Annotated in this window: 21 protein-coding genes; 5 read left to right on the forward strand and 16 right to left on the reverse strand. The window is 68.5% G+C overall.

What is annotated here, in order from left to right; all coding sequences use genetic code 11:
* Positions 1-4: 4 nt before the first annotated feature.
* From EIK80_RS22180 to EIK80_RS22200, 5 genes are all read right to left on the reverse strand, one after another.
* Positions 5-1,147 (reverse strand): Re/Si-specific NAD(P)(+) transhydrogenase subunit alpha, encoded by a 1,143-nt coding sequence (locus EIK80_RS22180; RefSeq protein WP_199743590.1) that lies wholly within the window; start codon positions 1,145-1,147, stop codon positions 5-7.
* Between the two features lie 118 nt (positions 1,148-1,265).
* Positions 1,266-1,496, reverse strand: coding sequence for an aa3-type cytochrome c oxidase subunit IV (locus tag EIK80_RS22185; protein ID WP_125159184.1), 231 nt, complete (start codon positions 1,494-1,496; stop codon positions 1,266-1,268).
* Positions 1,497-1,560: 64 nt separating this feature from the next.
* Positions 1,561-2,496, reverse strand: a complete 936-nt coding sequence (locus tag EIK80_RS22190) for a glycosyltransferase family 9 protein (RefSeq protein ID WP_125159185.1) — start codon at positions 2,494-2,496, stop codon at positions 1,561-1,563.
* A gap of 56 nt (positions 2,497-2,552) precedes the next feature.
* Positions 2,553-3,476 carry an alpha/beta fold hydrolase gene (locus EIK80_RS22195; RefSeq protein ID WP_125159186.1) on the reverse strand — a complete coding sequence of 308 codons (924 nt, stop codon included), beginning with the start codon at positions 3,474-3,476 and terminating at the stop codon, positions 2,553-2,555.
* The gene (locus EIK80_RS22200; RefSeq protein WP_125159187.1) at positions 3,469-3,948 is read right to left on the reverse strand and encodes a PaaI family thioesterase; all 480 of its coding nucleotides are present in this window, start codon (positions 3,946-3,948) and stop codon (positions 3,469-3,471) included. The genes EIK80_RS22195 and EIK80_RS22200 overlap by 8 nt, the downstream gene beginning before the upstream one ends.
* A gap of 103 nt (positions 3,949-4,051) precedes the next feature.
* Between EIK80_RS22200 and EIK80_RS22205 the strand changes: the two genes are divergently transcribed.
* Positions 4,052-4,561 (forward strand): RNA polymerase sigma factor, encoded by a 510-nt coding sequence (locus EIK80_RS22205; protein ID WP_125159226.1) that lies wholly within the window; start codon positions 4,052-4,054, stop codon positions 4,559-4,561.
* The gene (locus tag EIK80_RS22210) at positions 4,551-5,141 is read left to right on the forward strand and encodes a hypothetical protein (protein WP_125159188.1); all 591 of its coding nucleotides are present in this window, start codon (positions 4,551-4,553) and stop codon (positions 5,139-5,141) included. Before EIK80_RS22205 ends, EIK80_RS22210 begins: the two co-directional genes overlap by 11 nt.
* A 47-nt stretch (positions 5,142-5,188) precedes the next feature.
* Here the strand turns inward: EIK80_RS22210 and EIK80_RS22215 are convergent, their stop codons facing one another.
* The 4 genes from EIK80_RS22215 to EIK80_RS26165 form a co-directional block, all read right to left on the reverse strand.
* Positions 5,189-6,544: an AarF/ABC1/UbiB kinase family protein gene (locus EIK80_RS22215; protein ID WP_125159189.1), complete on the reverse strand. Its 1,356-nt coding sequence runs from the start codon at positions 6,542-6,544 to the stop codon at positions 5,189-5,191.
* Positions 6,544-8,337: a M3 family oligoendopeptidase gene (locus tag EIK80_RS22220; protein WP_125159190.1), complete on the reverse strand. Its 1,794-nt coding sequence runs from the start codon at positions 8,335-8,337 to the stop codon at positions 6,544-6,546. Before EIK80_RS22220 ends, EIK80_RS22215 begins: the two co-directional genes overlap by 1 nt.
* Before the next feature lie 63 nt (positions 8,338-8,400).
* Positions 8,401-9,063, reverse strand: a complete 663-nt coding sequence (locus EIK80_RS22225) for a hypothetical protein (RefSeq protein ID WP_125159191.1) — start codon at positions 9,061-9,063, stop codon at positions 8,401-8,403.
* A gap of 27 nt (positions 9,064-9,090) precedes the next feature.
* Positions 9,091-9,243, reverse strand: a complete 153-nt coding sequence (locus EIK80_RS26165; RefSeq protein WP_158624743.1) for a hypothetical protein — start codon at positions 9,241-9,243, stop codon at positions 9,091-9,093.
* A 150-nt stretch (positions 9,244-9,393) separates the two neighbouring features.
* Here EIK80_RS26165 and EIK80_RS22230 point away from each other — a divergent pair, with 150 nt between their 5' ends.
* Positions 9,394-10,866: a sigma-54 dependent transcriptional regulator gene (locus tag EIK80_RS22230; RefSeq protein WP_125159192.1), complete on the forward strand. Its 1,473-nt coding sequence runs from the start codon at positions 9,394-9,396 to the stop codon at positions 10,864-10,866.
* 11 nt (positions 10,867-10,877) lie between these two features.
* Complete coding sequence (locus EIK80_RS26755; protein WP_370450253.1) at positions 10,878-10,970, forward strand: hypothetical protein; 93 nt, start codon at positions 10,878-10,880, stop codon at positions 10,968-10,970.
* 16 nt (positions 10,971-10,986) lie between these two features.
* On the opposite strand, the gene EIK80_RS22235 is transcribed toward EIK80_RS26755, so the two are convergent.
* The 6 genes from EIK80_RS22235 to ykgO form a co-directional block, all read right to left on the reverse strand.
* Complete coding sequence (locus tag EIK80_RS22235) at positions 10,987-11,454, reverse strand: hypothetical protein (RefSeq protein WP_125159193.1); 468 nt, start codon at positions 11,452-11,454, stop codon at positions 10,987-10,989.
* Between the two features lie 300 nt (positions 11,455-11,754).
* Positions 11,755-12,084 (reverse strand): hypothetical protein, encoded by a 330-nt coding sequence (locus tag EIK80_RS22240; protein WP_125159194.1) that lies wholly within the window; start codon positions 12,082-12,084, stop codon positions 11,755-11,757.
* A gap of 47 nt (positions 12,085-12,131) precedes the next feature.
* Complete coding sequence (locus EIK80_RS22245) at positions 12,132-12,401, reverse strand: DUF2312 domain-containing protein (RefSeq protein ID WP_125159195.1); 270 nt, start codon at positions 12,399-12,401, stop codon at positions 12,132-12,134.
* 75 nt (positions 12,402-12,476) lie between these two features.
* Positions 12,477-13,352: an NAD(P)-dependent oxidoreductase gene (locus tag EIK80_RS27075; protein WP_125159196.1), complete on the reverse strand. Its 876-nt coding sequence runs from the start codon at positions 13,350-13,352 to the stop codon at positions 12,477-12,479.
* A gap of 23 nt (positions 13,353-13,375) precedes the next feature.
* Entirely contained in the window at positions 13,376-13,993 is a 618-nt protein-coding gene (locus EIK80_RS22255; protein WP_125159197.1) for an HAD family phosphatase, read from the reverse strand.
* Entirely contained in the window at positions 13,993-14,118 is a 126-nt protein-coding gene (gene ykgO / locus EIK80_RS22260; protein WP_004616427.1) for a type B 50S ribosomal protein L36, read from the reverse strand. Before ykgO ends, EIK80_RS22255 begins: the two co-directional genes overlap by 1 nt.
* Before the next feature lie 217 nt (positions 14,119-14,335).
* Here ykgO and EIK80_RS22265 point away from each other — a divergent pair, with 217 nt between their 5' ends.
* Positions 14,336-15,634, forward strand: a complete 1,299-nt coding sequence (locus tag EIK80_RS22265) for a lytic murein transglycosylase (protein ID WP_125159198.1) — start codon at positions 14,336-14,338, stop codon at positions 15,632-15,634.
* Here the strand turns inward: EIK80_RS22265 and EIK80_RS22270 are convergent.
* On the reverse strand, positions 15,624-16,469 hold the full coding sequence (locus tag EIK80_RS22270) for an aldose 1-epimerase (RefSeq protein WP_125159199.1): 846 nt from the start codon (positions 16,467-16,469) through the stop codon (positions 15,624-15,626). The genes EIK80_RS22265 and EIK80_RS22270 overlap by 11 nt on opposite strands.
* Positions 16,470-16,494: the final 25 nt, after the last annotated feature.

The raw sequence follows: 16,494 nt of genomic DNA on the forward strand, positions 1-16,494 counted from the left end.
GCGCTTAGGCGGTCTTCAGGTTCGGGTGGACGATCGCGCCGCCGCGGGTGACGACGGCGGCCCGCAGGATCTCGTCCTCGAAATTGGGCTCGAACGCGCCCTCCTTCGTCGTGAACAGGGTCGCCAGCGCCACCAGATTGCGGGCGTAGAGCGCGCTGGCGTCCGTGGCGATGCGGCCGGGCAGGTTGGCGTGGCCGAGGATCTTCACGCCGTTCGACGTGACGACGACCTCGTTCAGCTTGGCGCCCTCGACATTGCCGCCCTGCTCGATGGCCAGGTCGACCAGGATGGAGCCCGGCTTCATCGACGCCACCTGGGCGGCGCTGACCAACTGCGGCGCGGGACGGCCGGGAATCAGGGCCGTGGTGATGACGATGTCCTGCTTGGCGATGTGGCTGGAAACCAGTTCAGCCTGCTTGGCCTGGTATTCCTTGGACATCTCCTTGGCGTAGCCGCCGGCGGTCTGGGCGTTCTTGAACTCTTCGTCCTCGACGGCCAGGAACTTGGCGCCCAGCGACTCGACCTGTTCCTTGGTGGCCGGACGCACGTCGGTGGCGGTGACCACCGCGCCCAGGCGGCGGGCCGTGGCGATGGCCTGCAGGCCGGCGACGCCGACCCCCATGATGAAGACCTTGGCCGCGGCGACGGTGCCCGCGGCGGTCATCATCATCGGCAGGGCCTTGCCGTAGGCCTCCGCGCCCTCGATCACAGCGCGATAGCCGGCGAGGTTGGCCTGGGACGACAACATGTCCATCACCTGCGCGCGGGTGATGCGCGGAATGAATTCCATGGCGATCGCGGTCGCGCCGGCCTTGGCCAGGGCGTCCAGCGTTTCCTTGTCCTGGTAGGGATTGAGCGCGGCGGCGACGATCGCGCCGCTCTTCAGGGCCGCGATCTCGGCGGCCTCGGGCGCGCGCACCTTGAACAGAACGTCGGCGTCCTTGAGGGCGTCCTTGGCCGTCTTGGCGATCTTGGCGCCGGCCGCCTCGTAGTCGGCGTCCGGATAGGACGCGGCCGTCCCCGCCCCCGCCTGGACCACCACCGAGAAGCCGGCGGCGCCGAGCTTCTTGACGGTTTCAGGCGTGGCCGCGACCCGCGTTTCGTTCGCGCGGGTCTCTTTCGTGACGGCGATAACGGCCATCGGCATACCCCTCCCCAGAGCGCTGTTTGCTCAGCAGCATGAGGCGCTCTGTAGGGGATAGTCTTGCCTCTTGTCGAGGCTCAAGACGCAGCTCAGGGAGAAAATATGCCGATGTCCACCGGTGTCAGTGGGTCGAGGCCGGCTTGTCGCGCAGGAAGAAGATCCCGGCGGCCAGCAGCAGCGCGGCGGCGATGGCGCTGCCGATGAAGCCAGCCGCAGTGCAGAACAGCAGGGTGATGAAAAGCAGCAGGGTGGCGACGGCCAGCGAGCCCCACTTCGTCATGTTGTTGAACGCCGCGAAGGTCGCGACTTGTTCGTGAATGTCCATCTCACCGCGGTGATAATCGCCGGCCATGTGTCGTCCTTGGAAGCAAAGAGAGAATACCGAGCCCGCCCGATACAACGGGGGGCGCTAAGGCTCAAGCGTGCGTATTGCCCCAGGCTTCCGATACGAAGCGGGCGCGCACGGCGTCGACAGCCTGGCCGACCGTGATGTCGGAGATTCGCCCCTCGCCGCCGTCCAGGCGCGAGAGCCAGCGGGAATAGGCCGGCACCGGCGCGGTGCCCATCAGGCCCACGCACGGCGTGCCGACGGCGGCGGCCACGTTGAGCGCGCCCGAATCGTTGCCAAGGAACCCGGCCGACAGCGCGATCAGGGCCGCTGACTTGTCCAGCGTCAGGTCGCAGGCCACCACGTTGTTGGGAAGATCGCCGATCGCGGCCGTGGCGACCCGCGCCTCGTGCGGACCGCCGACCCAAAACACCGTGCCGAACAGGTCCGAGAGCCGCGACGCCGTCTGGGCGAACCTCTCGGCCGGCCAGGTGCGCGCGGGCTCGCTGGCGCCAATGCCCAGGGTCAGCCAGGGACCAGGCTTGTCGGCGTACCTGGTCTTCACGGCCGCCAGCGCCTCGGGATCCAGCCTCAGCTCCGGCTCCCGACTGTCGACGACCAGGCCGTGGGCCGCCTCGAACGCCGCTAGCTTGTCGAGCCGGTGGGCGGAGCGCATCGACTTGGGCAGGTAGGGGCCCGTGGTCAGGAACCGTTCCTGTCCGTGCCCAAGGCCAAAGCCCCGTCGCTCGGGCGCGCCAGCGAGCGCGGCGGCGATGGCCGGACGGTCGATCTTCTCCAGAATCCATACCGCGCGCGGCCTCTCGGCGCGGCAGATGCGATAGAAGTCGATGACTTCGCGCACGCCCTTCAGCTTGCCCTTGTAGTGGGGCGCGTACAGCACGCGCGCGACGCTGGGCTCGACGGTCAGGACCTCGGCGGCGCGGCTGGACGGTCGCGCGACCAGCACGACCCGGCCCTCGGGCGTCGTGGCCGCGATCGCCCGGATCGTCGGCAAATGCCACATCAGATCGCCGATCCCGCGATCGGGCGCATAGACGAGAACGGGCCCCGACGCCTCGCTCAGGACCAGTTCGCCAGCAGTCCACGGAGCCCGGCCACGAAGGCCAGGGGCTGGTCGATCATCACGTGATGATCGGCGTCGGGCAGCGGGAGCAGCAGCACGTCCTTGGGCATTTGCGCCACCATATAGTCGAGCGTCTCTGCATGCATCAGGTTAGATCGCTCGCCCCACATCAGGGCCGCCGGACAAGCGATCTGAGGCAGAAGCTGCCCAAGATCGGGCATCCGGAAATTGTGCCAGAGATCCGGATCGAACTTCCAGGTCCAGCCGCCCTCCACCGCCTTCAGCGAGCGACGGGCGATGAAGTCGGCGATGTAGAGATTTTCGCACGGCTGCGGCGGGGCCAGGCGAAAGCGATTCAGCCCCTCTTCCAGCGTGGCGTAGACTCGGCTGCCCTGCCCCGAGCGCGGCGGCGGGCCCTTCCAGCGCTTTTCCGGCGGCTGGATGCTGCTGTCGGCCATGATCGCCCCGCGCAGACGCTCGGGATGGCGCGCGGCGCAATAGAGGGTCGGAAACCCGCCGAAGGAGTGACCGACCACGATCGGCTTCACGCCGCTGGCCTCGAGGCCAGCCGCCTCGACGGCGGCGAAGATTTCGGTCGCGAACAGTTCGGCGCTGTAGGCCTCGCGCCAGTCGCTCTCGCCCATGCCCGACCACGAGATGGCCGCCACCCGCCAATCCTGGGCGAAGAACGGCGCGATGAAGCTCCACCAGTCGGCGTGGGCGCCGTTGCCGTGCAGGAACAGCAGGCCCGGCTTGCCGATCTCGCCCCAGGTCAGCAGCTCGATGTTCGCGCCCTCGACCGCGATGGTCGAGCGCTCTGGGGCTTGAGCGATGGCGGCCTTGAACCAGGCCGGGGCGGTCGGCGCCTCGCCGTGGTAGGGGGCCAGCAGCGAGGCTGGCGAGGGTTGATCGTCAGCCATCGGCGCTTTCCGTATAGGCCAGTTCGCCGGGGCGCGGCTTGCGGGGACTGAGCGCCTTGAAGACGCCCGTACCGGTGATGAGCGTGCGGTCGCCGGCCCAGATGCGGCCGCGCACCGTGAACAGCAGGTCCTCCTCGCCGATCAGCTCGCCCTCGCCCTCCACCCAGTCGCCCAGCTTGGCGCCCGAGAGGAAGTCGCACATCAGCCGCACCGTCACCCAGCTGTAGGACTTCTGCAGCGAGATGATCCGCCCCCAGGCCATGTCGGCGAAGCTCATCAACATGCCGCCGTGGCAGTTGCCGAGGCCATTGGTGTGGTGCTCCTCGACCCGGAACGCCAGGCGCGCCTGGCCGGGGCCTTCGCGATGTTCGAACAGCGGCCCGATCTGGCGGCCGAAGCCGCGCGACCAGTTCAGCTGGCTGAAGCCTTCGGGGATCGCGGCGGTCTGGGCGTCTGTCAGGTCGTCGGACATAAGGTCAGGCTAACGAGCGTTTGAAAAAAGAAAAGCCTTCCGTAAGGACGACACCCTGGCCGGCATCTAACCTTCCGAAACGGGGAGACGAATGGCCAAGGGGATGGCGAGCGACCACGACATCGACAGGGACTTCGCCGCTTGGCTGGGGCCGCATCTGCCGATGCTGCGCCGGACGGCGCGGGCGTTCGCCGCCCCCCGCGACCAGCATGACCTGCTGCAGGAACTGACGGTGGCGCTGTGGAAGGCGCGGCCGAGCTTTCGGGAGCAGAGCGCGGCCGGAACCTTCGCCCATCGGGTGGCCCACAACGCCGCCCTCACCTGGCGACGGAGCGAGACCCGGCGACGACTGCGCGGGGTGTCGATCGAAGCCGAACTGCTGATCCGCGACTCCGGCGATGACCCCCAAGGTCCCCTGCTGGAGCGGCTCTACGCGGCCATCCGCACCCTGGCGCCGGTCGAGCGCTCGCTGATCCTGCTGTCGCTGGACGGCGTGGCCTATGGCGAGATCGCCCGGCTGCACGGGCTGACGGAGAGCAATGTCGGCGCGCGGCTGACCCGCCTGCGCCAACGGCTCGCGACCCAAGTGAAGGAGGACGCCGATGGACTTTGAGCGCCTCGAACAGGTCTGGCGGTCCGAGGCCAACCGCCCCTCCGAAGAGCAGCAGGCCCGACTGATGGAGGCGTTGATGACCACCTTGAAGACCCGTCGCAGGACGGAATTCCTGCTGAGCGCCATACCGTTCGCGGCCATGGCCGTGTTCACGCTCGTCGCCGGCGCGGCCGTTCTGCGCGGCGGCGACGACTTTCACGGCTGGGCTGGCGTGGCGATGCTGGGCGTGTGCTGGATCGTGATGATCGCGGTGTTCTGGAACGGCTTCCGGGCCCGCACCCGCGACACCGGCCAGCCGATGCGCGACACCCTGGCCGGCCTGCTGGCCCGCAATCAGGCGGCGCGGCGGAATTATCACGTGTTCTGGATGATGGCGCCGGTGTTCATCCTGCCGATGTGGTTCGCCATCGAGCGCCTGCAACGCGACGGCAAGATGGACAGCGCGAATGGAATGCAGGCCCTGGCCCTGTGCGGCGGCGCGCTGGCGGCCAGCTTCGGCTGGAACACCCTGCGGTTCTACTGGGTGATGAAGCCCGAGCAGCGGCGACTGGAGGCGTTGCTCCAGGAATACGAACACTAATCTTGTCCTCCCGGAAGCCTCGCAGAGGCTGTCCGGGAGGACAAGAATTAGAGGCCGACCTCGGAGAGCGCCTTCGCCTGCCGCTCGGCGACGCCGTCCTCCGAGAACCCTTCCAGCGACGCCTCGAACAGCGCCCGCCAGTTGTGGCGGGCCCCCAGGTGCAGGAAGGCAGCGCCCAGTCCGATCGCCGCGCGGTCCATGAACACGAACTCGCGCGGAATGGTGATCCCGCCCACCGCCTTCAGGGCCTGGCGCACCTTGAAGGCCTCCCGGCGGCCGTACTCGCCAGGCGGGACATCGTCGGCCACCGTGCGGACCCGGTCGTCCAGCAATGGACCATAGATGAAACGCGCCCAGACGTTCAGCGTGTCGACCAGTTCGTCCGTCAGCCCCTGGAAGCCCCAGGTGCGATAGGCCTCGACCTGCTCGGCGCGGTCGTCGTTGGAGAGGGCGCGATACAGCCGCACCACCCCGGCCACGAAGGTCGGCGGGAACACGCGGATGCAGCCGAAGTCGAGCAGGTTCAGATGCGCCGCCTCCTCGCCGCCGAAGCTGTAGTTCCCCAGGTGCGGGTCGCCATGAATGATCCCCAGATGGGTCATCGGGCTCCACCACGCCTCGAACAACAGGGCGGCGATGCGGTCGCGGGTCTCCTGCGGGGCGCTCTTGAAGGCCAGCAGGCCCTGGCCGTCCAGCCAGGTCATCGACAGCAGGCGGCCGGTCGACAGCTCCGGAACGGGCGTCGGCGTGCGGATGTTTTCGCGCGCGGCGAAGAAGTTTCCGTACACGGACATCATCCTGGCTTCGCGCTCGTAGTCCAGCTCCTCGCGCAGGCGGTCGCCGATCTCGACGATCATCTCCGACGGGTCGATCGAGCCGTCCATGCGCTTGAACAGGCCGATCAGCGCCCGCAGTTGGCCCAGATCGCTTTCGACCGCGCTCTGCATGTCGGGATATTGCAGCTTCACGGCGATGGCCCGGCCGTCGTGAGTCGTGGCGCGGTGGACCTGGCCCAGCGAGGCGGCGGCGGCGGCCTCGTGCTCGAAGCTCGCGAACCGGCCCTGCCAGTCCGGCCCCAGCTCGGCCGCCATGCGCCGGCGCACGAACGGCCAGCCCATGGCGGGCGCGTTGGTCTGAAGCTCGGCGAATTCCTTGGCGAACTCGGGCGGCAACAGGTCCGGCACCGTGGCGAACATCTGGGCCGCCTTCATCAGCGGCCCTTTCAGCCCGCCCAGCGCCGCCTTCAGCGCCTTGGCGTTGCGAGCGTTGGCGTCGTCGCCGGCGAAAACGCGGTTGGCGCCGTAGGACACCGCCGCGCCGGACAGCCCCGCGCCCACCTTGGCGAAGCGGGAGATCCGGCCGGAGAGGCGGTCGCGTTCGGGGTCGCGGGCGTCATCCCCCATCAGGTCACCAGCGCCTCGAACTCGTCCACCAGCCGCTCCAGTTGCGCGCAGCCGGCGGCCCAGAACGCCTTGTCGCGCGGGTTCAGGCCGAACGGCTTCAGCGCCTCGACATAGGTCCGCGTACCGCCAGCCGAGAGCAGATCCTCATAGAGCGGCGCGAATTTCACGGGATTTTCGCGGCGTTTTTCCATCAGGCCGCGCACCAGCAGGTCGCCGAACGCATAGGCGTAGACATAGAACGGCGCGTGGCAGAAGTGGCTGACATAGGCCCAGTAGTGCTCGTAGCCCGCGTTCAGCTTCACGGCCGGGCCTAGGCTTTCGCCCATCACCTCCAGCCACAGGCCGCCGATCTGGTCGGGCGACAGCTCGCCCTCCTGGCGGGCCTCGTGGAAGCGGCGTTCGAAGCGGTGGAAGGCGATTTGGCGAACCACGGTGTTGAGCCCGTCCTCGATCTTGCCGGCCAGCAGGCTCCTGCGGTCCTCGGGCGTGGCCTCGGCGAGAAGACGATCGAACACCAGGCCCTCGCCGAAGATCGAGGCCGTCTCGGCCAGGGTCAGGGGCGTATCGGCCAGCAGGGTGCCCAGCGGCTGGCACAGGGTCTGGTGGACGGCGTGGCCCAGCTCGTGGGCCAGGGTCAGGACGTCCCGCCGCTCGCCCATATAGTTCATGAACACGAACGGATGGCGGTCGGCGGTCACGGGGTGGGCGAAGGCGCCGGACTGCTTGCCGGAACGCGGCCGGGCGTCGATCCACGGCTTGTCGAAGAACACCCGGGCGACGTCGGCGAACTTCGGCGCCAGGTCCTGGAAGCTCTCCAGCACCATGCCTCGCGCCTCGTCCCAGGCGTAGGCGCGCGGGGCGGCGGCGGTCAGCGGGGCGTTGCGGTCCCAGTAGTCCAGGCTGTCGCGACCCATGACCTTGGCCTTCAGGGCGTAGTAACGGTGCGACAGACGCGGATAGGCCTCTACCACCGCCTGTTCCAGGGCGTCGACCGCGTCGCCGTCGACCTCGTTGGCCAAGTGGCGCGACTGGGCGGGGGTGTCATAGCGGCGCCAGCGGTCCTCGACCTGCTTCTCGAAGGCCAAGGTGTTCAGCGCCAGGGCCTGGGTGGAGGCGCGCTCTTCCAACGCCTTGGCCAGTCCGTCCGCGGCGGCCTTGCGCCGCGTGACGTCGGGGTCCGACAGGCGGTTCAGGGCCTCGGGCAGGGTCAGGGTCTCGTCGCCGGCTTTCGCCACGAGCTTGGCCAGCGTCTCGTCCCACAGTCGCACCCAGCTGGCGACGGCCGGGCTCTTGTCGACAATGAAGCGCTCCAGTTCCGGCGACAGCTCGTGCGGCCGCGACAGACGCACACGGCGCAGCCACGGCGCCCAGCGAGCCGCGTCGGGATGGGCCTCTAGCGCCTTGGCGATCTCGGTGTCTTCCAGCTGGTTCAGCTCCAGCGTGAAGAACAGGCTCTCGGCGGCGATCTGCGAGGAGCGGGCTCGCAGGTCGGATTCGAACTTGGCCCAGGCGGGATCGTCGCGGGCGACGGCCGCTTCGAGGCTGGCATAGGCGCCGACGCTCCAGAGGCCGTTGGTGGCCGCTTCGTAGAGCGTGATCCCGCGATCCAGCAGCACGCCCAGGCGCGCCGGCTCCTTGCGAGCCTCGAGGAACATCCCCTCCAGCGTGGCGAGCTCGTCATTGGCGGCCTTGGCGGCGGCGAGGTCGGTCTCGATCCGGGGGTCGTCGCGGCCGACATAGAGGTCGGCCAGGTTCCATTCGGGCGGGGCGTCGGGCTTGAAAGGGGCGTTCATGGCCTAGCAGATAGGCGCTGCGCCCCCGTCCGCGCAATGCACGAGGACGTCAGGCTTCGGGCGTCAGGCCCTGCCGACGCCTGGCTTGGCCACGGTCGGTTCGGCCATCCAGGCCGCGACGCAGGCGACGAGGTAGGCGACCAGGGGCGAGCCGCCCAGGGACAACCGCCCCTCGCCCAGCGGCGAGAGCATCGGCACGACCTGCAGGCACAGCAGGAAGGCGAGGAAGGCCAAGGCCGGCTTCCAGCCCTGGCCCTCCTGGCCGCGCCGCCAGCCCCAGGCCGCGCCCGCCAGCGCCAGTAGGCCCATCTCCAGCACCTCCTCGGGGAGCGGATGGTTCCAGAGACCCAAGCCGACCATCGGCCCATTCCACAGAAGCGGCAGGTCCGGACGATGGACCAGGAAGTCGAGCACCCAGTGCGAGAACACCGTCAGGCCGATGAACACGCCGGCGCGCCTGGGCAGCTTCAGCAGCGCCATCAGCCCCGCCCCGACCGCGACCGACCACAGCACCGCCGCCGGCAGGCTGTGGGTATAGGGCATGTGACTCAGCACCAGGGTGCTGCCCGGCAGGCTGGGATCGACGCTCGCCCTTTCGACGCCGGCCAGGATCAGCCCGCTCCAGGCGATGTCGATGGCCTGGCAGCCCAGGACATAGGTCCACAGTGGGACGCGCGGTTCGGCCGCCCGGGCGGCCAGGGCCGCCGCGTAGTGTCCAACGAACATGCCCCTAGACCTCGTACTACCTGGCGATCACCTGGGGACCACGATCCTCCAGGCCTGTCGCAAAAGTCCAGCCAGTTCGTCGACCTCGAACGCGCACCGTCCGTGCTCGCCCGTCGCGCCGCGGACTTCCGGCAAGGCCGGGGCCGGGGCCGGCGCCCGCGGCCGTTCGGCGCCCGCCACGCCCCGCTCCCCGGTAAGGTCCTGTTAAGGCTAAACCTTAAGCTTCGCGACACGTCTGCGAAAGCCGGTGTTTACCCGCGGGCTGTATCACTCTGAACCAACAAGAGCCGTGCTCCATGTGGGCATGGCCGGTTCTGGTGGATATGCCCTATGACCAAAACGGTCCTAGTCGTCGATGACGACCCGACACAACGTCGGTTGATCCAGGCGGTGCTCGAACGCGACGGGTTCGCGGTCGCACACGCCGAAGGCGGCGACGCGGCGATCGCGCACCTGACATCGGGCGCGCCGGCCGACGTCATCCTGCTCGATCTCGTCATGCCTGGCCTGACCGGCCAGGAGACGCTGAAGGAGATGCGCGCCCGCGGCTTCACCCAGCCCGTGATCGTGCTGACCGCCAGCGGCGGCGTCGACACCGTGGTCAAGGCCATGCAGGCCGGGGCGGCCGACTTCTTCATCAAGCCGGCGAGCCCTGAGCGCATCACCGTCTCGATCCGCAACGTCCTGTCGATCGGCGACCTCAAGGGCGAGGTCGAGCGCCTGACCAAGCGGGCCGGCGGCAAAACCACCTTCGCGGATCTGATCGGCGCCTCGCCGGTCATGACCATGGTCAAGCGCATGGGCGAGCGGGCGGCCAAGAGCGCCATCCCCGTGCTGATCACCGGCGAAAGCGGCGTCGGCAAGGAGCTGATCGCCCGCGCGGTGCACGGCTCCTCGGATCGCGCCGGCAAGCCGTTCGTGGCCGTCAACTGCGGCGCCATTCCCGAAAACCTCGTCGAGTCGATCCTGTTCGGCCACGAGAAGGGCTCGTTCACCGGCGCCAGCGACAAGCATCTGGGCAAGTTCAAGGAAGCCGACGGCGGCACCCTGTTCCTGGACGAGGTCGGCGAACTGCCGCTGGACGTCCAGGTCAAGCTGCTGCGCGCGCTGCAGGAGGGCGAGATCGATCCGATCGGCTCCAAGCGCTCGCTGAAGGTCGATGTCCGCATCGTCTCGGCCACCAATCGCGATCTGCAGCAGGCCGTTTCGGCCGGGCATTTCCGCGAGGATCTCTATTACCGCCTGAACGTCTTCCCGCTGGAGGCTCCGTCCCTGCGCGAGCGTCGCGAGGATATCCCGGCCCTGGTCGAGGCGTTCATCCGCCGCTTCAACGTGGAGGAAGGCAAGCGCGTCATCGGCGCCTCGCCCGAGACCTTGCAACTGCTGACCGCCTTTGACTGGCCGGGCAATGTCCGCCAGCTGGAGAACACGGTCTATCGCGCCATCGTGCTGGCCGACGCGCCTTATCTGCAGCCCTACGACTTCCCCGCCATCTCGGGTCTGGCCGCGCCGGTCGAGGCTGTTTCGACCCCGCCCGCGCCGCCGCCTGCCGCCCTGCTGCAAGCCGCTCACGCGGCCATGGCCGCCCCGACGGGCGCGGCCGAGGCGCCCGTGCGGATTCTCGACGACCGCGGTCACCTGCGGACGCTGGAAGACATCGAGCGCGACCTTATTCAGCACGCCATCGACGTCTATGCCGGCCACATGAGCGAAGTCGCCCGCCGCCTCGGCATCGGTCGCTCGACCCTCTATCGCAAGGTTCGCGAGCAGGGCATCGAGGTCGACATGAAGGAGGCTGGCTGATGGCGACTCTGATGATCTTCCGCCCCGTCTCGCGCGAACAGCGCCTGAAGGCGCTGCTGAAGCCGGCGCGCCCGGCCATGTCGGCGAAGCCGGCGCGCGCCTGAGGCGTTCAAGACCGAACTAGTGTCCGGGAGCGGCCAGGCTGAAGCTTGGCCGCTCTTCGGCGTTCTGGGGCGCCTCCTCGATGCGGATCCATCCCGCGCCGGACCGCCGGGCCATACCCTCGATCTCCATCTGCTCCAGCTCTCGTCCGACCTGGGTCGGGGTCACCGGCCGGCTCCAGCGGTGATCCAGCTGACGGGCGATCTCCGCCTCATTCAAGCCCGGCGCCTGGGTCAAGATTATCAGGATCATGTCGCGGGTGGAGCGCCCCCGTCGGCCGCGCTTGCCCGGAGCGGGCGGCGCGAACGGCGCCGGCTCGCCGGCGGACAGCCGCTCGGACATTCCGGCCTGTTTGAGGGCGTCCAGCGCCACGATGATCGCTCGTAGCTCGCCCTCGAACGGCGCCTGGGCGCGCTTCTGAGCCTCAACCATGCGGGTTTCCAGCTCCGCCTTGCGGCGTAGCAGATATTGATAGGTCGTCGCCATTGTCCTTGATCCACGAAGCCGTGGGGTTCGCTCGACGCCGATCCAGGCTATCGCCCGCGTGCGTCGAGGCTGGAGCCGCGACCCGCCCGCGACCCAGAACCCTCACAGCGATGAGTATTTAACTCTTTACAATTATTCACATTTTCGACCGAGATCCTTACCAGGACCTTAACGCGGTTCGACGAACAGTAGTTTTTGGTAAGTCTTTGAGACAAACTTCAGGCTGTTTTTGTCATCTGTTCTCGTGACACCGCTACGCTCGGAATGCGTGCGATAATCCCTGGCTTGATCGGGCCGGGATCAGCCTTCGTCGCTTTCAGGCTCGGGACGGCCGCGCCGCGCGAAGCCTTTGCCGCGCTTCATGGGCTTGGCTTCGCCCTTCGCCTTGCGGACGATTTCCTTGAGCTTGATGGCCTGGTTGCCCGACAGGGCCTGGCCGCGCGCGCCTTTTTCGGGGTCGGCGAAGGCCCGGCCATAGGTCTCGACGCGCTGGGCGACGCTGGTCAGGAACTCGCCCTCCCACTCGGAGAGCTCGACACCGGACTTCTCGGCCGCGCGGCGCGCCCGCTTGAGGGCGTTCAGCGCGGCCTTCTTGGCCTGTTCTTTCGGATCGGGCGGCTTGGCGCGCATGTCGCCAGGACTATTCCCGACCCCGCGCGCCAGCGCACCTGAAAAACTTAGATCTCGCCGATGGCCGAGAGGTACAGGTCGAGGATCGCGTCCTCTTCCTGGCGCTTGGCGCGGTCCTGCTTGCGCAGGCGGACCACCTTCTTGAGGATCTTCACGTCGAAGCCATTGCCCTTGGCCTCGGCATAGACCTCCTTCATCTGTTCCATGATCTCGGTCTTTTCGACCTCGAGGCGCTCGACGCGATCGATGATCGACTTCAGCTGACCCTGGGCGGTCGAGTTCAGAACGTCTGCGTGGGGAACGGCGTCGTCGGCCATGCTCAGGTCTCGCGAGAGGCTGGAATTCAGGAGGCGCGGAACCTAGTGCGAACGCGCGCCGCTGGGAAGCGCGATTCAGCGGCCTTCCACACGTCCGCGCGCGATCTCGGCCAGGGCCGCCAGATCGAGGTTCTTCTCCTCGCCGCCCAGCAGGGATTCCAGGCTGGCCTCGGCCAGATCGGCCAGCGGCATGGACAGGCCCTTGGCCTCGGCGGCGTCCAGGACGAGGCGCACGTCCTTGAGGCCGAGCTCGGCGGCGAAGCCCGGCGGGGTGTAGCGGCGCTCGGCGATCATGGCGCCGTAGATCTTGTAGATCGGGGCGGCGAACAGGGTGCTGGACAGCATGTCCAGAAGCTCGGGCGCCTCGACGCCATAGGCCTCGCCCAGCGCCACGGCCTCCCCCATGCTCTCGATGGCCGAGACGATCATGAAATTGCCGGCCAGCTTCAGGGCGTTGGCGCGGACAGGATCCTCGCCCAGCGGCCAGACCTTGGCGGCCAGCAGTTCCAGCACCGGCATGGCCACGGCCACGGCCTCGGGCGCGCCAGCGGCCAGGACGTTCAAGCCCCCCGCCTGGGCGACGGGCGGACGGCCGAACACGGGCGAGGCGACATAGCCAAGGCCCAGCTCGGCGTGCAGGGTCGAGAGCTCGGCGGCCAGGGCGGTCGAGATGGTGGCCAGGTTGACGTGGACGACGCCCTTGCGGACCTTGGCCAGCGCGCCGCTGTCCAGCAGCACCTCGCGCATGGCCTGATCGTGGGCCAGCATGGTCAGGACGATGTCGGCGGCGAAGGCCTCATCGACGCTGGCGGCCGGCGTGGCGCCCTCGGCGGCCAATTCGTCGACGACGCCGCGCGAGCGGTTCCACACCGTCACCTGGACGCCCTTGCCCAACAGGTTGCGGACCATGGCCGCGCCCATGGCGCCGAGACCGACGAAACCGACGTTCATGCGAGATCTCCCTGACTTGGGAACTAGAGCAGGCCGTGCCGCTCGACGGCGGCGCGCAGCTGCGCCGGATCGGTGAAGTGGTGGGTGTGGAAGCCGATGTCCATGGCCGCCGCGATATTGGCGGCGCTGTCGTCGATGAACAGCAGGTCGGAGGCCCGCAGCCCCGTGCGCTCCAGCACGATCTCGTAAATGCGACGATCCGGCTTGATCACCTGCTCGTCGCCCGAAACGATCGCGTCGCGGAAATGACCGAAGTGGACCGGCGACATGGCCTGGACCGCAGGCCACTTGCTCTGGGGCATGTTGGTCAGGGCGAACTGCGGCACGTCACGGGCGGCCAGGGCTTCGATCACGGATGCCGTTTCGGGAATCGGCCCCGACAGCATCTCGTGGAACCGCTCGTCCCAGGCCCGGATCTCGGCCTCATGCTCGGGGAAGCGCGCGATCAGTGGCGCGGCGTTCTCAGGAAAGCCAACGCCCTTGTCGTGCTCGACATGCCAATCCAGCGTGCAGACATGCGAAAGGAACCGGTCGAGATCGGCCGGTTCCTTGAACATTTTCGCGTACAGTGCGCGGGGATCCCAGCGCACGATGACGTTGCCGACATCCCAGAGAACGGCTCTGGGACGCGACAAAGTCATTAGCCTTGCTTGGCTTTGAAGCGCGGGTCGGTCTTGTTGATGATGTAGATGACGCCCTTGCGACGCACCATCTTGCAGTCGCGGTGGCGACCCTTCAGCGACTTCAGCGAGCTGCGAACCTTCATGACCGGTCTCTGTACTGCGGCGGAGAGGTTCGGGCGCGCAGAATACGGCCAGAACTTCCGGGTGTTTCGGAGGCGGTGCGTATAAGCAGGACGCGGACCGGAGTCAATGCGCTCGACGCCCTTTCGCCCAAATGCGCGTGGGGATTTCGCGGGAACTTCACCCGTCTGGCGCGCTTGTGATTGAAGGCTTTACTCGAACCCCGGTAGCTTCCCCCGCATGGCCATCGATCGTCGCGTCTTTCTCGTTCTCCTGCTCGCCGGTTGCGCGGACACCTCTCCACAAGGTCCGCTGACGGCGATCACCCCGCCGCAACCCGCGCCCAAGCCCCAGACTCCGGCCGCGCCGCAGCCGGTTCCGGCGACGCCCGTGCCCGCGGGCGAGCTGGCCTTCGACACCTGGCTGCGGGACTTCCGGGGCCGCGCCATCGCCCAGGGCCTGTCGCCCGCCCTGCTGGACCGCGAGCTGGCTGGCGTGACGCCCGATCCCAAGGTCATCAGCCTGGACAGCCGCCAGCCGGAGTTCTCCAAGCCGGTGGGCGACTACATCAAGGGCGTGATCAGCGACGACCGCGTGGCCGTGGGCCGCCGCAAGCGTGAAGAGCTGACCTACCTGCCGACCATCGAGGCCCGCTACGGCGTGCCGCGCGACATCCTGCTGGCCGTCTGGGCCATGGAGTCGGCGTTCGGCCAGTTGCAGGGCAATTTCGACGTCGTCCGCTCGATGGTCAGCCTGGCCGCCGATGGCCGCCGCCGCGCCTGGGCCGAGGGCGAACTGATCGCCGCCCTGAAGATCATCGATTCGGGCGAGGTCACCCGCGCCCAGCTGCGCGGCTCGTGGGCCGGGGCGATGGGCCAGACCCAGTTCCTCCCCTCCAGCTACCGCTCGACCGCCGTCGACTTCGACGGCGACGGCCGCCGCGACATCTGGGGCTCGGACGCCGATAGCCTGGCCTCGGCCGCCAACCTCCTGGCCAAGGGCGGCTGGAAACCCGGTGCGGGCTGGGCCAAGGAAGTGATCCTGCCGGCCGGCTTCGACTATTCGGTGACCGAGGTCGAGAAACAGATTCCCGCCTGGTGGGAAGCCCGCGGCGTGCGCCGCGCGGACGGCCTGCCCTGGACGGCGGCGGACGCGGCCTCGCCGGCCATGCTGCTTCTGCCTGCGGGCGCGGCGGGACCGGCCTTCCTGGCCCTGCCCAACCATTTCGCGATCCGCACCTACAACAACTCGACCTCGTACGCCCTGGGCATCGGCCTGCTGGCCGATCGCTTCGGCGGTGGCGCGCCCCCGGTCACGCCGTGGCCAGTCGAGACCCCGCTGTCGATGTCGGACCGCATGGCCGCCCAGATCGCCCTGGCCCGGGTCGGCTTCAACCCAGGCCCGGCCGACGGCGTCATCGGCGCCGGCACCCGCAAGGCCCTGCGCGCCTGGCAGCAGAGCCAGCAGCTGCCGGCCGACGGCTACATGTCGAACGACATGGTGAGCAGGCTGAAAGCCCAGGCCGGGATCACGCCTTAGCCACTTCCATCCAGATCGACCGGCTCTCGCCGGGCTGAAGCGTCACCATGCCGGTCTCCCCGGCCCCAAACGGGTTGGGGCGGCTGGCGCAGGGCTCGACGCACAGAAAGCCCTGGTCCGGCGGAACATAGACGTGAAGCCAGCGGCACTCCGGAGAGGCGGTGATGGTCGTGTCGGGCTGGCCGGGAGCTCGCAGCGCCGCGCGCTGGTCCCAGCCCGTGTAGCAGTGGTCGATCAGGTCGTGACCCGCCACGCTCGCCCCCTTCGCCCAGTCCGGTCCCCAGACGCCGGCGTGACGCACGGTCGGCAAGACGTCCTCGTCGATCATCCAGACGCCATCATTGGTCGCCGTCAGGGTCTCAGCGTCGCGCGCCGGGAAGTAGGGATGGAAACCCAGGCCCGCCGGCATGGCGTCGGGGCCGGTGTTCGTGACCGACAGTTCCAGGCGCAGACCGGTCTCGCCAACCGCGAACCGCTGCTCGGCGCGGTAGGCCCAGGGCCAGGCGTCCGCCGCGTGCTCGTAGGAGAGCAGCGCCTCGCCGCCTTCAGCCTTCTCAACCGTCCAGGCATTGCGCCAACCCTGGCCGTGCAGCGGATGCGGATGGGTCCCGAGGTTCGGAGGCAGCACGACCTCACGCCCTTCGAAGGTGAAGCGTCCGTTCGGGATGCGGTTGCAGAACGGGACCAGCGGAAAGCAGGCCGAGGCCAGGGCGTCGGTCGCGCCGGCCGCCATCGGCCGCAGCACGTGGCGGTCGCCGATCGTGAAGCTGGCGATCGCACCGCCGACCTCTGGCGCGAGCGCCAGGCGGGCCGAGCCCCTTTCGATGACGGTCATGAAGGCCGCTCCCTAGAGTGTTAGC

It is taken from the genome of Caulobacter sp. 602-1 (assembly GCF_003931565.1).
GTDB lineage: Bacteria > Pseudomonadota > Alphaproteobacteria > Caulobacterales > Caulobacteraceae > Caulobacter.

Bases quoted from the DNA above. Each gene is read 5' to 3' on its own strand.
- EIK80_RS22220 (WP_125159190.1), bottom strand. From the start codon at position 8,337: ATGAACGCCCCTTTCAAGCCCGACGCCCCGCCCGAATGGAACCTGGCC.
- EIK80_RS22180 (WP_199743590.1), bottom strand. From the start codon at position 1,147: ATGCCGATGGCCGTTATCGCCGTCACGAAAGAGACCCGCGCGAACGAA.
- EIK80_RS22195 (WP_125159186.1), bottom strand. From the start codon at position 3,476: ATGGCTGACGATCAACCCTCGCCAGCCTCGCTGCTGGCCCCCTACCAC.
- EIK80_RS22230 (WP_125159192.1), top strand. From the start codon at position 9,394: ATGACCAAAACGGTCCTAGTCGTCGATGACGACCCGACACAACGTCGG.
- EIK80_RS22255 (WP_125159197.1), bottom strand. From the start codon at position 13,993: ATGACTTTGTCGCGTCCCAGAGCCGTTCTCTGGGATGTCGGCAACGTC.
- EIK80_RS22245 (WP_125159195.1), bottom strand. From the start codon at position 12,401: ATGGCCGACGACGCCGTTCCCCACGCAGACGTTCTGAACTCGACCGCC.
- EIK80_RS27075 (WP_125159196.1), bottom strand. From the start codon at position 13,352: ATGAACGTCGGTTTCGTCGGTCTCGGCGCCATGGGCGCGGCCATGGTC.
- ykgO (WP_004616427.1), bottom strand. From the start codon at position 14,118: ATGAAGGTTCGCAGCTCGCTGAAGTCGCTGAAGGGTCGCCACCGCGAC.
- EIK80_RS22225 (WP_125159191.1), bottom strand. From the start codon at position 9,063: ATGTTCGTTGGACACTACGCGGCGGCCCTGGCCGCCCGGGCGGCCGAA.
- EIK80_RS22210 (WP_125159188.1), top strand. From the start codon at position 4,551: ATGGACTTTGAGCGCCTCGAACAGGTCTGGCGGTCCGAGGCCAACCGC.
- EIK80_RS22240 (WP_125159194.1), bottom strand. From the start codon at position 12,084: ATGCGCGCCAAGCCGCCCGATCCGAAAGAACAGGCCAAGAAGGCCGCG.
- EIK80_RS22215 (WP_125159189.1), bottom strand. From the start codon at position 6,544: ATGGGGGATGACGCCCGCGACCCCGAACGCGACCGCCTCTCCGGCCGG.
- EIK80_RS22270 (WP_125159199.1), bottom strand. From the start codon at position 16,469: ATGACCGTCATCGAAAGGGGCTCGGCCCGCCTGGCGCTCGCGCCAGAG.
- EIK80_RS26755 (WP_370450253.1), top strand. From the start codon at position 10,878: ATGATCTTCCGCCCCGTCTCGCGCGAACAGCGCCTGAAGGCGCTGCTG.
- EIK80_RS22200 (WP_125159187.1), bottom strand. From the start codon at position 3,948: ATGTCCGACGACCTGACAGACGCCCAGACCGCCGCGATCCCCGAAGGC.
- EIK80_RS22265 (WP_125159198.1), top strand. From the start codon at position 14,336: ATGGCCATCGATCGTCGCGTCTTTCTCGTTCTCCTGCTCGCCGGTTGC.
- EIK80_RS22190 (WP_125159185.1), bottom strand. From the start codon at position 2,496: ATGTGGCATTTGCCGACGATCCGGGCGATCGCGGCCACGACGCCCGAG.
- EIK80_RS22235 (WP_125159193.1), bottom strand. From the start codon at position 11,454: ATGGCGACGACCTATCAATATCTGCTACGCCGCAAGGCGGAGCTGGAA.
- EIK80_RS22185 (WP_125159184.1), bottom strand. From the start codon at position 1,496: ATGGCCGGCGATTATCACCGCGGTGAGATGGACATTCACGAACAAGTC.
- EIK80_RS22205 (WP_125159226.1), top strand. From the start codon at position 4,052: ATGGCGAGCGACCACGACATCGACAGGGACTTCGCCGCTTGGCTGGGG.